The sequence below is a fragment of the Streptomyces sp. NPDC060205 genome, from assembly GCF_042728395.1.
Lineage (GTDB): Bacteria > Actinomycetota > Actinomycetes > Streptomycetales > Streptomycetaceae > Streptomyces.
The window spans coordinates 1-13,716 of the sequence record NZ_JBHWZP010000065.1 but is presented as its reverse complement, the minus strand read 5'-3'; the positions used below and the strand labels follow the sequence as shown (position 1 = coordinate 13,716).

General features: G+C 68.2%; 13 protein-coding genes. 8 read left to right on the top strand and 5 right to left on the bottom strand.

Annotation, left to right across the window (positions count from 1 at the left end):
* Nucleotides 1-186: 186 nt before the first annotated feature.
* The 5 genes from ACFWGJ_RS14385 to dnaA all read right to left on the bottom strand — a co-directional run bounded on the left by ACFWGJ_RS14385 (nt 187) and on the right by dnaA (nt 7,056).
* Complete coding sequence (locus ACFWGJ_RS14385; protein ID WP_387323701.1) at nt 187-732, bottom strand: DUF721 domain-containing protein; 546 nt, start codon at nt 730-732, stop codon at nt 187-189.
* Entirely contained in the window at nt 729-1,853 is a 1,125-nt protein-coding gene (recF, locus tag ACFWGJ_RS14380) for a DNA replication/repair protein RecF (RefSeq protein WP_387323699.1), read from the bottom strand. Before recF ends, ACFWGJ_RS14385 begins: the two co-directional genes overlap by 4 nt.
* A 102-nt stretch (nt 1,854-1,955) precedes the next feature.
* Nucleotides 1,956-2,831: a phosphogluconate dehydrogenase (NAD(+)-dependent, decarboxylating) gene (gene gnd / locus ACFWGJ_RS14375; RefSeq protein WP_387323697.1), complete on the bottom strand. Its 876-nt coding sequence runs from the start codon at nt 2,829-2,831 to the stop codon at nt 1,956-1,958.
* A gap of 129 nt (nt 2,832-2,960) precedes the next feature.
* Complete coding sequence (gene dnaN, locus ACFWGJ_RS14370; protein ID WP_107020400.1) at nt 2,961-4,091, bottom strand: DNA polymerase III subunit beta; 1,131 nt, start codon at nt 4,089-4,091, stop codon at nt 2,961-2,963.
* Between the two features lie 1,033 nt (nt 4,092-5,124).
* Nucleotides 5,125-7,056, bottom strand: a complete 1,932-nt coding sequence (gene dnaA, locus ACFWGJ_RS14365) for a chromosomal replication initiator protein DnaA (protein WP_387323693.1) — start codon at nt 7,054-7,056, stop codon at nt 5,125-5,127.
* Nucleotides 7,057-7,474: 418 nt separating this feature from the next.
* On the opposite strand from dnaA, the gene rpmH reads away from it, so the two are divergent.
* The 8 genes from rpmH (at nt 7,475) to ACFWGJ_RS14325 (ending at nt 13,609) form a co-directional block, all read left to right on the top strand.
* Nucleotides 7,475-7,612, top strand: a complete 138-nt coding sequence (gene rpmH, locus ACFWGJ_RS14360) for a 50S ribosomal protein L34 (RefSeq protein ID WP_003967884.1) — start codon at nt 7,475-7,477, stop codon at nt 7,610-7,612.
* 20 nt (nt 7,613-7,632) lie between these two features.
* Nucleotides 7,633-8,004 (top strand): ribonuclease P protein component, encoded by a 372-nt coding sequence (rnpA, locus tag ACFWGJ_RS14355; protein ID WP_210881459.1) that lies wholly within the window; start codon nt 7,633-7,635, stop codon nt 8,002-8,004.
* A complete protein-coding gene (yidD, locus tag ACFWGJ_RS14350; RefSeq protein WP_381833489.1) occupies nt 8,001-8,366 on the top strand; it encodes a membrane protein insertion efficiency factor YidD in 366 nt (121 codons plus the stop codon). The genes rnpA and yidD overlap by 4 nt, the downstream gene beginning before the upstream one ends.
* Before the next feature lie 3 nt (nt 8,367-8,369).
* On the top strand, nt 8,370-9,674 hold the full coding sequence (gene yidC / locus ACFWGJ_RS14345) for a membrane protein insertase YidC (protein ID WP_387323689.1): 1,305 nt from the start codon (nt 8,370-8,372) through the stop codon (nt 9,672-9,674).
* Between the two features lie 19 nt (nt 9,675-9,693).
* Nucleotides 9,694-10,206 carry a protein jag gene (locus ACFWGJ_RS14340; protein WP_387323686.1) on the top strand — a complete coding sequence of 171 codons (513 nt, stop codon included), beginning with the start codon at nt 9,694-9,696 and terminating at the stop codon, nt 10,204-10,206.
* Between the two features lie 139 nt (nt 10,207-10,345).
* Nucleotides 10,346-11,062: a 16S rRNA (guanine(527)-N(7))-methyltransferase RsmG gene (gene rsmG / locus ACFWGJ_RS14335; protein ID WP_381834680.1), complete on the top strand. Its 717-nt coding sequence runs from the start codon at nt 10,346-10,348 to the stop codon at nt 11,060-11,062.
* A 373-nt stretch (nt 11,063-11,435) separates the two neighbouring features.
* Nucleotides 11,436-12,509 carry an AAA family ATPase gene (locus tag ACFWGJ_RS14330; protein ID WP_387323732.1) on the top strand — a complete coding sequence of 358 codons (1,074 nt, stop codon included), beginning with the start codon at nt 11,436-11,438 and terminating at the stop codon, nt 12,507-12,509.
* Nucleotides 12,506-13,609, top strand: a complete 1,104-nt coding sequence (locus tag ACFWGJ_RS14325; protein ID WP_387323684.1) for a ParB/RepB/Spo0J family partition protein — start codon at nt 12,506-12,508, stop codon at nt 13,607-13,609. Before ACFWGJ_RS14330 ends, ACFWGJ_RS14325 begins: the two co-directional genes overlap by 4 nt.
* The last annotated feature ends 107 nt before the right edge of the window (nt 13,610-13,716 follow it).

The following is a 13,716-nucleotide window of genomic DNA, read 5'->3' as shown; positions in this document are numbered from 1 at the left end:
GCTTCCAGTCTACCGGTAGCGCCGACAGTGATGGGGGTTTGCCGGTACCTGAGTCCGCATGTGCCGCCCTGAACCGGTCTCCGCCGACTCCCCATATGTGGCCCCGGGCTCAAAGAGGCCCAGAGCGGCACTCAGCGCTTCCGGGTGTCAACCCGGCGCTACGGACGGCATACCGCCCGGTCTGGCTCACCCGTAGGTGTCACCGGGGCCCGTGCTACCAGGGGCGCGCAGGGGGCCGTAGCGGTGGGCGGGACCCCCGGGGCCCAGCACCTTGATCAGCCGCACCGTGCCGTGCCCGAGGTCCTCGTTCAGGCGGGCGACCAGCTGCGGAGCGAGCAGCCGCAGGTTGGTGGCCCAGGCCGTCGAGTCGCACCGCACGACGAGTACCCGCTCGTCCTCGTCGTACTTCTCCGGTACGCAGTGCTTGGCCAGGTCGTCCCCGACGATCTGCGGCCAGCGGCCCATGACCCCGCCGACGGCGGCCGGGGTCTCCCAGCCGCGCTCGGTGATGAGCCGGTTGATGGCGGACCCGAGGGCCATGGGATCGCGCCCGTCGGCGTGCGCGCCGGAGCGCAGACCGCCACGACGCGCCTGCTTCTTGTCCCGCGCCGCGTCCCCACGCGCGCGTGCCTGCTCCTTCGCCGCGCGCAGGGCCACGCGCGCGAGGTCGACCCCGGAGGGCTCGGGAGCGTTCTTCGGGTCGTTCTTCGGGTCAGGTGTGTTCTCGCTCATACGCGCTCCACGGCGCCCTCGGACACGGCGTACCGCGTCCCCGTCAGGACGCCCGGCACGTCGTCGTCGACCGCGGCGGTCACCAGTACCTGCTCGCCGGGGGCGACCAGTTCGGCGAGGCGTTCGCGGCGACGGGTGTCCAGCTCGGCGAACACGTCGTCGAGGACCAGCACCGGCTCGTTGCCCTCGGCCCGCAGCAGGTCGTACGAGGCGAGGCGCAGCGACAGCGCGTACGACCAGGACTCGCCGTGTGACGCATATCCCTTCGCGGGCAGCTGGCCAAGTTTGAGCAGTAGTTCGTCCCTGTGGGGGCCCACGAGGGTGACCCCCCGTTCGATCTCCTGCTTGCGGCTCTCCACCAGGGCCGCCGTCAGCTGTTCGTACAGCTCCTCGCGCGCGTGCCCGGTGATCCCGGGCGAGGAGGGCCTGTACTCCAGGGCCACCGGGCCGCCGCCGGGCGCGAGCTGCTCGTACGCCTTGTCGGTGAGCGGCTGGAGCGTGGCGATCAGATCGAGCCGCTGGGCGAGCAGCTCGGCGCCCACGCGCGCGAGGTGCTGGTCCCACACGTCGAGGGTGGAGAGGTCCATCGTGCGGCCGCCGTGGCGGCGGGCGAGGGCGGCCGACTTCAGGAGGGTGTTGCGCTGCTTCAGGACCCGGTCGTAGTCCGAGCGCACGCCCGCCATCCGCGGGGAGCGCGCGGTGATCAGCTCGTCGAGGAACCGCCGGCGCTCCCCGGGGTCGCCCTTGACCAGCGCCAGGTCCTCGGGCGCGAACAGCACCGTCCGTACGATGCCGAGCACGTCACGGGGTCTGACCTGCGAGGACCTGTTGATGCGGGCGCGGTTGGCCTTGCCGGGGTTCAGTTCGAGTTCCACGAGCTGCTGGCGGTCGCCCTGGCGGACGTTGGCCCGGACGATGGCCCGCTCGGCGCCCATCCGCACAAGGGGCGCGTCGGACGAGACCCGGTGGCTGCCGAGGGTGGCGAGATAGCCGACCGCCTCGACGAGATTGGTCTTGCCCTGTCCGTTGGGCCCCACGAACACGGTGACGCCCGGGTCGAGCGGAACCTCGACCCGGGCGTACGAGCGGAAGTCGGCCAGCGACAGATGCGTGACGTGCATGGTCGTTCGCCGACCTCCCCCAGAGCTGTGGATCCGCGGAGCGGACCTGTGGACTGCTTCTTCTCCCGAACCGCCGCCGGAATCCTCCGGACCGCCTCCGGGCTACTTCTTCTCCACGGCGTGGCCGCCGAACTGGTTGCGCAGTGCCGCGATCATCTTCATCTGCGGCGAGTCGTCCTGCCGGGACGCGAAGCGGGCGAAGAGCGACGCGGTGATCGCGGGCAGCGGTACCGCGTTGTCGATGGCCGCCTCGACGGTCCAGCGGCCCTCGCCGGAGTCCTGCGCGAAGCCGCGCAGCCGCTCCAGGTGCTCGTCCTCGTCCAGCGCGTTGACCGCCAGGTCCAGCAGCCAGGAACGGATGACCGTGCCCTCCTGCCAGGACCGGAAGACCTCGCGCACGTCCGTCACCGAGTCGACCGCTTCGAGCAGTTCCCAGCCCTCGGCGTAGGCCTGCATCATGGCGTACTCGATGCCGTTGTGGACCATCTTGGAGAAGTGCCCGGCGCCGACCTTGCCCGCGTGCACGAACCCCGCGTCGCCCTCCGGCTTGAGGGCGTCGAAGATGGGCTGCACCTTCGCGATGTGCCCGGCATCGCCGCCGACCATCAGCGCATAGCCGTTCTGCAGGCCCCACACGCCCCCGGAGACGCCGGCGTCGACGAAGCCGATGCCCTTGGCCGCCAGCTCCTCGGAGTGCCTCTCGTCGTCCGTCCAGCGCGAGTTGCCGCCGTCCACGACCACGTCACCGGGCTCAAGCAGCTCACCGAGCTCGTCGATCGTGGACTGGGTCGCGGCACCGGCCGGGACCATCACCCACACCACCCGCGGACCCTTGAGCTTGCCCACAAGCTCCTCAAGGCTGTGGACATCGGCGAGATCCGCGTTGCGGTCGTATCCGATGACGGTGTGGCCTGCGCGGCGAATGCGCTCGCGCATGTTGCCGCCCATCTTGCCGAGGCCGACGAGACCGAGCTCCATCAGGTTGTTCCTTCACTAGCGATGTGGCAGGAGGGCACTTTCGTACCTGCGCCCGAGCCTAAACCCGGACTCTCCTGCACACCTGTGGGCATAGCCGCTCAGACGTATGCCCTCACCTGCGGCTCTTCGTCAGCCGCTGAGCCGTACCGGCATGATCAGGTACTTGTAGGCCTCGTCCGCCTCGGCGTCCAGCGCGGGCCGGCCGCTGAGGAGCGCCGGCTTGGTGGACGTCGTGAAGGAGAGCTGCGCGACCGGGGAGTCGATGGCGCTCAGCCCGTCGAGCAGGAACGTCGGGTTGAAGGCGATCGAGACGTCGTCGCCCTCCAGCTGGGCGTCGACCCTCTCCACAGCCTGTGCGTCGTCGCTGGAGCCGGCCTCCAGGATCAGCACGCCCTGCTCGAAGCTCAGCCGCACCGGGGTGTTGCGCTCAGCGACCAGGGCCACACGCTTGACGGCCTCCACGAAGGGGGCGGTCTCGATGACGGCGATCGAGTTGAACTCCGTCGGGAACAGCGAGCGGTACTTCGGGAGGTCGCCCTCCAGCAGCCGCGTCGTCGTACGCCGGCCCGCTCCCTCGAAGCCGATCAGGCCCTCACCGGCTCCGGATCCGGACAGCGCCAGGATCACGCTGTCGCCGCTCGTGAGCGCCTTGGCGGTGTCCAGGAGCGTCTTGGCGGGCACCAGGGCGACGGCGGACGCCTCCGGGTTCTCCGGCTTCCACAGGAACTCGCGGACCGCGAAGCGGTAGCGGTCGGTGGACGCCAGGGTGACCGTGTCGCCCTCGATCTCGATGCGCACACCGGTGAGCACGGGCAGTGTGTCGTCGCGGCCCGCGGCGATCGCCACCTGGGCGGCGGCCGAGGCGAAGACCTCGCCGGGGACGGTGCCGGTCGCGGACGGCATCTGCGGCAGCGCCGGGTACTCCTCCACAGGCAGTGTGTGGAGGGTGAAGCGGGAGGAACCGCAGACCACGGTCGCCCGTACACCGTCTGTGGAAATCTCCACCGGCCGGTTGGGGAGGGCGCGGCAGATGTCGGCGAGCAGGCGGCCGGAGACGAGCACCGTGCCCTCCTCGTCGATCTCCGCGTCCACGGAGACGCGTGCCGAGACCTCGTAGTCGAAGCTGGAGAGGCTCAGTGCGCCCTCCTCGGCCTTCAGAAGGAGGCCGGCGAGCACAGGCGCCGGTGGACGGGCCGGGAGGCTGCGTGCCGCCCAGGCCACTGCCTCCGCGAGTACGTCGCGTTCCACCCGGATCTTCACCGTTGCCGCCTCCGTCTGTTGCCGGCGCTCTCGCCCTGCTCGGTCTTCGTCGTCTGACTCGGCGTTGCTCGGCCCATCGATGGGCCGGTCGCCGGGGACCAGTCTGACGCACCGCACTGACAGTCGGTGCCTCTCGGGGTCAAGTCGTTCCGAGCAGCAGTCGAGGTGCCGAGCGTGAGTTGTGCACAGCCCAGACTTCGAAACGGTTCTCAGGCTCTCTCTAGTTGTCAGTAGTAGTAGGGGCTGTGGATACCGTGGATAACCCCGTTTTCGCAGCTCAGGGCCGCTTTTTTGTCCACTGGCCCTGTGGGCGGAGGCGGTGGATAACACGCCTCTTCTGTGGACGGCGAAAAGTTCTGCACACCCCGTGCACAGGTGGGGGCCACTTCTCCCCAGCGCCGTCCCCAGCTTTACCCACGTTCCCCACAGCCCAACCCGGCACCTTCGTGTGACGCCTTTCACTCGACACGGTGAGATCGCGCGTCGCGTTGCCGAACAGTGGACAGCGATGTGGAGAAGCTGACGATCACTGGGGACAACTGCCCCTAGCCTGTGGGTCGCCGGTGGACAACTTTCCGCACAGCCTGTGGATCTTTTCTCTGTCCACAGCCTGTGGAGATCTTTTGTCCACGGATCCACAGGCGATTGAGCTGGGCTGATCCTCTTTCAGCAGCTGTCCCTGTGGACACGATCTGGACAACTTCGCAGTCCCCAGGGTGTGGACACAAGAAAGTCCCCGAATCTGTGGAGGGCGCCCGTAACCAGGCGCGTAATCGAACGGCTGATGGCTGTCGGGTAACGGCGGGACGGGTCCGGGCGGGGCCCTGGAGGGGTTCGGAGGCGGTTCGGGAGGCGTTCCGAGGGCCCGAAGAGCGGCCCGGAGCCTCCGGGAGACGGTCCACAGGACGCGTACGGGAGCGTCTGAGCGCATCCGGGGACGGCAGCGCCCCAGCTGCCGATCTGCCGCGGGAACGGCGAAGGCGCCCTCGGGAACGAGTCCCGGGGCGCCTTCGGTGACGTACCGCGGCGGGCGTCAGCCGTTCTTGATGCGGTTCGTGAGTTCGGTGACCTGGTTGTAGATGGAGCGGCGCTCCGCCATCAGCGCGCGGATCTTGCGGTCGGCGTGCATCACGGTCGTGTGGTCGCGGCCGCCGAACTGCGCGCCGATCTTCGGCAGGGAGAGATCCGTGAGCTCGCGGCAGAGGTACATGGCGATCTGGCGGGCCGTCACCAGGACCCGGCTGCGCGAGGATCCGCACAGGTCGTCCACCGTGAGGCCGAAGTAGTCCGCGGTGGCCGCCATGATGGCCGGCGCGGTGATCTCCGGGGACGAGTCCTCACCGCCGGGGATCAGGTCCTTGAGGACGATCTCGGTGAGACCGAGGTCGACCGGCTGCCGGTTGAGCGACGCGAAGGCCGTCACCCGGATCAGCGCGCCCTCCAGCTCGCGGATGTTGCGCGAGATGCGGGACGCGATGAACTCCAGAACCTCCGGCGGGGCGTTGAGCTGCTCCTGCACCGCCTTCTTACGGAGGATGGCGATACGGGTCTCAAGCTCGGGCGGCTGGACATCGGTGATCAGACCCCACTCGAAGCGGTTCCGCAGCCGGTCCTCCAGCGTCACCAGCTGCTTGGGCGGCCGGTCGCTGGAGAGCACGATCTGCTTGTTCGCGTTGTGGAGCGTGTTGAAGGTGTGGAAGAACTCCTCCTGCGTCGACTCCTTGTCCGCCAGGAACTGGATGTCGTCGACGAGCAGGATGTCCATCTCCCGGTACCGCTTGCGGAAGCTGTCGCCCTTGCCGTCGCGGATGGAGTTGATGAACTCGTTGGTGAACTCCTCCGAGCTCACGTACCGCACCCGCGTGCCCGGGTAGAGGCTGCGCGCGTAGTGCCCGATCGCGTGCAGCAGGTGGGTCTTGCCGAGGCCGGACTCCCCGTAGATGAACAACGGGTTGTACGCCTTGGCTGGCGCCTCGGCGACGGCGACCGCGGCCGCGTGCGCGAAACGGTTCGAGGCCCCGATGACGAAGGTGTCGAAGAGGTACTTCGGATTGAGGCGCGCGGTGGGCTCGCCGGGGCCCGTCGCGGGCGCCGGCTGCGCGGCCAGCGGGCCCGGGGCGCCGCTGGAGGCGGGCAGGGACGAACCGACGGGGCCGCCGCGGTGGACATGGCCCATGCCGGACGGGGAGGGCGGCTCGGACCGGTCACGGCGGTCCGGACGCTGGTCGTAGTCCGAGCGGGGCTGGTCGTAGTCGGGCCGCTGCTGCTCGTAGTCGGACCGCTGGTCGTACGGCGAGCGCCCCGGCTGCTGCCGGTAGTCCCGCGGAGGGGACGCGTAGGGGTCGCGGTCGGGGAAGCCGAGCCGCTGCTGCTGCCAGCCGTAGTCGTCCTGCGAGGGCCGCGGCCAGGCGCCGGGGGCGGGGCGCTGGTAGTCGGGGTACGCGGGACGGGCCGTCGGGAGCTGGTCCTCGTGGGAGGGCGGCTGCTGGTCGGGGCGGCCCTGCGGGTGGTCGTCCGACCTGTCGTCCATGCGGTCGTCCGCGCGATGCCGGTCGTCCATGCGGTCGTCGGCGCGGTGCCGGCCGTACCCGCGGTAGCCGTCGTGGCCCTGCGAGGGCGGGCGCTCGGGCTCCTCGTAACGCTGCTGCGACTGCTGGACGGGCGGCGCCGACGGCGCGGGGGATTCCCCCATGGAGTCGTCGACGGTGATCGCGATCCGGATCGGCCGGCCGCACTCGCGGCTCAGCGTCTCGCTGACGATCGGCGCCAGGCGGCCTTCGAGGACGCTCTTCGCGAACTCGTTCGGGACGGCGAGCAGTGCGGTGTCCGCCACCAGCGCGAGCGGCTGACAGCGCTTGATCCAGCGCTCGTCCTTCGTCTCGACAGCCTGTCCGCGGCCCTCCCCGAGAAGTTGCTCCAATACTCGTGGCCACACTGCGGCAAGATCGGCAGGTACGTCAGCCACAGGGCACGCTCTCTCACGGGTCCCACGAACGTGTGATTCCTGGGACGGGTTGGGTTGGAACTCGGTGAACGGGGTGGACGGAACCGCTGGAGCGGCCGGAACGAATGAGATGGAGCGGAGAGAAGGGAACGAACCGGAGTCCGGCCACGGTAGTCAGGGCGACCCATGCGGTTCAAGTTGTTGTCCCCAGCCTGTGGACAGTGTCTCCCGGGCGGCGCCGGTTTGACCGGATGGCGTAGCCGCGCGTACCGTGACCAGGTCGAGTTGTCGATGGCTGCTGCCGCCTGCCTCCGATGGGCACAGATCGCGAAGAGTGATCGGGAAGCGGTGCACTCGGGCGTAATGCGAGCTACTCGTTGGCGCACGGTGACAGCCAGGACGGCACTCCGCCGCCACCGATTCTTTCTGGAGCCCCCGAGTGAGCAAGCGCACCTTCCAGCCGAACAACCGCCGTCGCGCCAAGACCCACGGCTTCCGTCTGCGGATGCGTACCCGTGCCGGCCGCGCGATTCTCGCGAACCGCCGTGGCAAGGGTCGCAGCAGCCTGTCCGCCTGATTACCTAAACAGGTCATGACGTGCTGCCTACCGAGCATCGGCTGAGGCGGCGCGAGGACTTCGCGACCGCGGTACGCCGAGGACGCCGGGCCGGACGCCCGCTCCTCGTCGTCCACCTTCGTAGCGGTGCAACAGACCCGCACGTGCCTGGGGAGAGCACTCCCCCGACGCGTGCGGGTTTCGTTGTCAGCAAAGCCGTGGGCGGAGCCGTCGTACGCAACAAGGTGAAGCGTCGGCTTCGCCATCTGATGCGTACGCGAGTGGCTCGGCTGACCCCCGGTAGCCTGGTAGTCGTACGAGCGCTGCCCGGTGCGGGCGACGCCGACCATGCACAGCTGGCCCGAGACCTGGATGCCGCCCTGGAGCGGCTGCTGGGAGGGGGCGCGCGATGAAGTACCCGCTGCTGGCTCTCATCAAGATGTACCAGTGGACCATCAGCCCGTTGCTCGGGCCGGTGTGCAAGTACTACCCGTCGTGTTCCCACTACGGGTACCAAGCCATCGACCGGCACGGTGCGATCAAGGGAACGGCACTCACCGCCTGGCGCATCCTGCGGTGCAATCCGTGGTCGCTCGGCGGTGTGGACCATGTCCCGCCGCGCAAGCGTCCGCGGTGGCACGAACTGCTGCGCAATGCCTGGCGTGCACGCAAGGGCGGGAACTCCGCCGCCGAACCGGCCACCGAGGGGCACGGTATGTCCAACCATCCCTCAAGCCCGGCCGCCGAGACCCCGTCCCATGCTCAAGGAGCCTGATTAGTGGACACGATTGCCAGTATTTTCAGCTTCATCACGACACCCGTTTCCTGGGTCATCGTCCAGTTCCACTCGGTGTACGGCGCCATCTTCGGCCCCGACACGGGCTGGGCCTGGGGCTTGTCCATCGTGTCCCTGGTGATCCTGATCCGTATCTGCCTGATCCCGCTCTTCGTGAAGCAGATCAAGGCCACCCGGGCGATGCAGACGCTGCAGCCCGAGATGAAGAAGATCCAGGAGCGCTACAAGAACGACAAGCAGCGCCAGTCCGAAGAGATGATGAAGCTGTACAAGGAGACGGGCACCAACCCGCTCTCCTCGTGCCTTCCCATCCTGGCGCAGTCGCCGTTCTTCTTCGCCCTGTACCACGTGCTCAACGGCATCGCGTCGAACGACACCATCGGCGTGATCAACGACCGGCTGCTGGAGAGCGCGCAGAAGGCGCACATCTTCGGAGCCCCGCTGGCCGCGAAGTTCACGGACGGCAGCTCCAAGGTCGAAGCGCTGGGCTCCTCGATCACCGACGTGCGCGTCGTCACGGCGATCATGATCGTCCTGATGTCGTTCTCGCAGTTCTACACGCAGCGTCAGCTGATGACGAAGAACGTCGACACCACGGTCAAGACGCCGTTCATGCAGCAGCAGAAGATGCTGATGTACGTCTTCCCGGTCATGTTCGCCGTCTTCGGCATCAACTTCCCCGTCGGTGTCCTCGTCTACTGGCTGACCACCAACGTGTGGACCATGGGCCAGCAGATGTACGTCATCCGCAACAACCCGACGCCGGGCTCCAAGGCTCAGGCCTCCTACCTGGAGCGCCTGAACAAGCACGTCACGCAGCACGGCAAGACCCGCGGGCGCGGACAGAAGGCCATCGTCAAGGCCATCGTCGCCAAGGGCCGTGACCGCAACGAGTTCGAGCGCAAGTTCATCAACGGTCTGACCAAGGCGGGACTGGCGGCCCAGGCCGACGGCAACGTGGTGAAGAGCGAGGCCTCGACCCTGGTCGAGACCGAGGACGGCACCCCGGTGACGGGCGCGGCTCCCAAGCGTCAGCAGCCCAAGCGGCAGAGCAAGTCCCAGCGGCAGTCGGGCGCGGTCCAGGGCGGTGCCAAGGCCGCGGGTGAGTCCGAGCCGAAGACCTCCCTCAGCAAGTCCGACGAACCGCAGGACGCCAAGCCCGGTCCCAAGCCTGCGGGTGGCAAGCCCGCGTCCGGCGGAAAGCCCGCGTCCGGTGGCACCCGCAGCAAGGCCCAGTCCGGACAGCGCAAGGGTCCGCAGCGGCCCAAGTCCCCGTCCAAGAAGTAAGCAAGAAGGAGTCCATCCCGTGACGGAAGGCACCACCTCCGCTGCCCCTGAGGGTGGCGACACCCTGACCCGCCTGGAGCAGGAGGGCGAGATCGCGGCCGACTACCTTGAGGGTCTGTTGGACATCGCCGACCTCGACGGCGACATCGACATGGATGTCGAGGCCGATCGTGCGGCTGTCTCGATCATCAGTGATTCCAACAGCCGCGACCTGCAGAAGCTGGTCGGCCGTGACGGCGAGGTGCTGGAGGCACTCCAGGAGCTCACCCGCCTGGCCGTGCACCGGGAGACCGGGGACCGCAGCCGGCTGATGCTGGACATCGCGGGCTACCGCGCCAAGAAGCGTGAGGAGCTCTCCGAGCTGGGCGCGAAGACCGCGGCCGAGGTCAGGAGCTCCGGCGTACCGGTGAAGATGGATCCGATGACGCCCTTCGAGCGCAAGGTGGTGCACGACGCCGTCAAGGCGGCCGGCCTGCGCAGCGAGTCCGAGGGCGAGGAGCCGCAGCGCTTCGTTGTCGTGCTCCCCGCCTGATCAAGCACGTCGTACTCCCGGCCCCGTCTGTGTTCGCAGGCGGGGCCGAATTTTGTCAGCCCGGTGTTTGTCGATAGTTCCTGATAGTCCTTGTAGTCAGCGCGTCATGCGCTCAAGCGGTACGGAAGGACGGTTCCCCGTGACGGAGGCAGCGGAGCTCCCCCCTGCGCCCGAGCAGGCTCGGGCGGTATTCGGTGATCGCTTCGCGGACGCGGTTCGGTTCGCGGAGTTGCTGGCCGACGTGGGAGTTCAGCGCGGTCTGATCGGTCCTCGTGAAGTGCCTCGTCTGTGGGAACGGCATCTGTTGAACTGTGCCGTGCTCTCGGAAGTGGTTCCGGAGGGCGTGACCGTGTGCGATGTCGGGTCCGGGGCCGGTCTGCCCGGCATCCCCCTGGCCCTTGTCCGCACGGATCTCAAGATCACGCTGCTTGAGCCGCTGCTGCGGCGCACCAACTTCCTCAACGAGGTCGTCGAGCTGCTCGGGCTCGACCATGTCACCGTCGTCCGTGGACGCGCCGAGGAGGTCCTGGGCAAGCTGCCTCCGGTCCACGTGGTGACGGCCCGGGCGGTGGCTCCTCTGGACCGTCTCGCGGCCTGGGGAGTCCCGCTTCTGCGCCCGTACGGGGAGATGCTGCTCCTCAAGGGCGACACCGCGGAGGAAGAGGTCAAGAGCGCCGGAGCCGCCCTGAGCAAGCTCGGAGCCGTCGACACCTCGGTGCTGCGCGTCGGTGAGGGCGTGGTGGAGCCCCTGGCCACGGTGGTGCGCGTGGAGGTCGGGGAGAGCCCGGGCGGTGTACGGTTCGCGGCCAAACGGGCGAAGGCAGCGCGGACGGGCAGGACCCGTAGGCGCCGCTGACCCCGCCCGGCGGGGGCGCCGGGCGGCAGGAGTACGTCGTCGGGGCGGAGACATGGCGACTCATCCGTCCTGACGACGAGACGTACTCCACACAAGCTGCCAAACCTATGCATGCCGGAGTGTCGCGCGATGGCGACCCCGCGCGCTGTGCATCGTGTTTCACGTGAAACGTCGCTCATTGCTGCACGGCATCATCGGTCGCGGTCGTGCTGCGGCCGAACCCCGCGACCGTAACCCGCTGGGATCCTTGGGATCCTTCGGGAAAAGAGCCTCTCCTGACCGAAGCGCGTCCCCCGAAGAGGGCACGGAGTTGTCCACAGAGGTGGATTTCTCCACAGAAGCACGGGCCTCGCTGGTTCACGACCCCGATGGCATGGGAGGCTCTGTTCATTGCGAGCCTGAAGTCGAGGAGAGTGAATCCTTGCGGTCCGACGCCAACATCGCGGGACCGATGACCGATCCGGTCCCCGGTCCCCGAACCGAGTCGATCGGGGACGATGTTTCACGTGAAACACCGCCCCCGATGGACGACACTCCCATTGGTCGTGCTGCCCAACTTGCTGTGGAGGCTCTAGGTCGAGCCGGCGAGGGCCTGCCACGGCCCGAGCAGACCCGCGTCATGGTGGTCGCCAACCAGAAGGGCGGGGTCGGAAAGACCACGACCACGGTCAACCTTGCTGCCTCTCTCGCGCTGCACGGCGGCCGGGTCCTGGTGATCGACCTGGACCCCCAGGGCAATGCGTCCACCGCGCTGGGGATCGACCATCACGCCGAAGTTCCGTCCATCTACGACGTGCTGATCGACAGCAGGCCGCTCTCCGAGGTTGTTCAGCCGGTCCCAGATGTCGAAGGCCTCTTCTGCGCGCCCGCCACGATCGATCTCGCCGGTGCGGAGATCGAGCTGGTGTCTCTGGTGGCACGTGAGAGTCGGCTGGAACGGGCGATCCTGGCGTACGAGCAGCCACTCGACTACATCCTTATCGACTGCCCGCCCTCTCTGGGACTGCTGACGGTCAACGCGCTCGTCGCGGGCGCCGAGGTTCTCATCCCGATCCAGTGCGAGTACTACGCACTGGAGGGCCTGGGTCAACTGCTGCGCAATGTCGACCTGGTACGGGGACACCTCAATCCCAACCTGCATGTGTCGACCATCCTGCTCACCATGTACGACGGCAGGACGCGTCTCGCATCCCAGGTAGCCGACGAGGTGCGCAGTCACTTCGGCGATGAGGTGCTGCGTACGAGCATTCCGCGCTCGGTCCGTATTTCCGAAGCTCCCAGCTATGGACAGACGGTGCTGACCTACGACCCGGGATCGAGCGGCGCCCTCTCCTATCTTGAGGCGGCGCGCGAGATCGCACTGCGCGGAGCCGGCGTGGCCTACGACGCGCAACACGCCCACATGGGCGCACACAATGAACAGAGCATGGTGGAGGGGATCCAGTGAGCGAGCGACGGAGGGGGTTGGGCCGTGGTCTCGGCGCACTGATCCCTGCTGCCCCGACAGGGGAGAAGGCAGTACCGCCGGCGATGGGTGGAGCGTCCGCTTCGCCGGGAGCCGTACCGGTGCTCACCGCCGAGCGTGGAGTGGCGGCGGCCAAGGTCGCCTCGCTTCCGCCGGCCCAGGTTTCACCTGAGCCGGAAGAGCCGTCGGTGAGCGTGTTCGGGGAGGCTCCGGCGGCACCCGTGGGTGCGTACTTCGCTGAGCTGCCCCTTGACTTCATCACGCCGAACCCGCGGCAGCCCCGAGAGGTGTTCGACGACGACGCTCTCGCCGAGCTCGTCACCTCCATCAAGGAGGTCGGGCTTCTGCAGCCGGTCGTCGTACGGCAGTCGGGGCCGACACGCTACGAGCTCATCATGGGCGAGCGGCGCTGGAGGGCTTGCCGTGAGGCGGGGCTTGAGGCCATCCCGGCGATCGTCCGCGCCACGGACGACGAGAAGCTCCTCCTGGACGCTCTGCTGGAGAACCTGCACCGGGCCCAGCTGAATCCGCTGGAAGAGGCTGCCGCCTACGACCAGTTGCTCCAGGACTTCAACTGCACGCACGACCAGCTGGCCGACCGCATCGGGCGCTCACGCCCCCAGGTCTCCAACACCCTGCGTCTGCTGAAGCTCTCGCCGTCGGTCCAGCGTCGCGTGGCCGCCGGAGTTCTCTCCGCCGGACATGCCCGGGCCCTGCTGTCCGTCGCGGACTCGGAGGAACAGGACCGGCTGGCTCATCGGATCGTGGCCGAGGGACTCTCGGTGCGAGCCGTCGAGGAGATCGTCCAACTCATGGGTTCGCGGCCGCAGTCGCCTCCGCGTGCCAAGGGGCCGCGAGCCGGTGCTCTGGTCTCTCCCGCGCTGAGCGATCTCGCGGGTCGTCTCTCGGATCGCTTCGAGACCCGGGTGAAGGTCGACCTCGGCCAGAAGAAGGGCAAGATCACCGTCGAGTTCGCCTCGATGGAGGACCTTGAGCGGATCCTCGGCTCGCTCGCTCCTGGCGAAGGACCGGTTCTGCAGAAGAGTCTCCAGGACGACGACTCCGAGGACACGGAGTCCTGAGTCCTTGATCGGACGGTCGGCCGTCACTGGCCGGCCAGTGGAGCGGGGCGGTGTGCCGGGGGGAAGAGAGACCCCCCCCCCCGTGCGTTGTGTTAGGGTGGATGGGT

Excerpts from the sequence above, each read along its gene's own strand:
- ACFWGJ_RS14330 (WP_387323732.1), top strand. The coding sequence starts at position 11,436 with ATGGGAGGCTCTGTTCATTGCGAGCCTGAAGTCGAGGAGAGTGAATCC.
- gnd (WP_387323697.1), bottom strand. The coding sequence starts at position 2,831 with ATGGAGCTCGGTCTCGTCGGCCTCGGCAAGATGGGCGGCAACATGCGC.
- recF (WP_387323699.1), bottom strand. The coding sequence starts at position 1,853 with ATGCACGTCACGCATCTGTCGCTGGCCGACTTCCGCTCGTACGCCCGG.
- yidD (WP_381833489.1), top strand. The coding sequence starts at position 8,001 with ATGAAGTACCCGCTGCTGGCTCTCATCAAGATGTACCAGTGGACCATC.
- ACFWGJ_RS14385 (WP_387323701.1), bottom strand. The coding sequence starts at position 732 with ATGAGCGAGAACACACCTGACCCGAAGAACGACCCGAAGAACGCTCCC.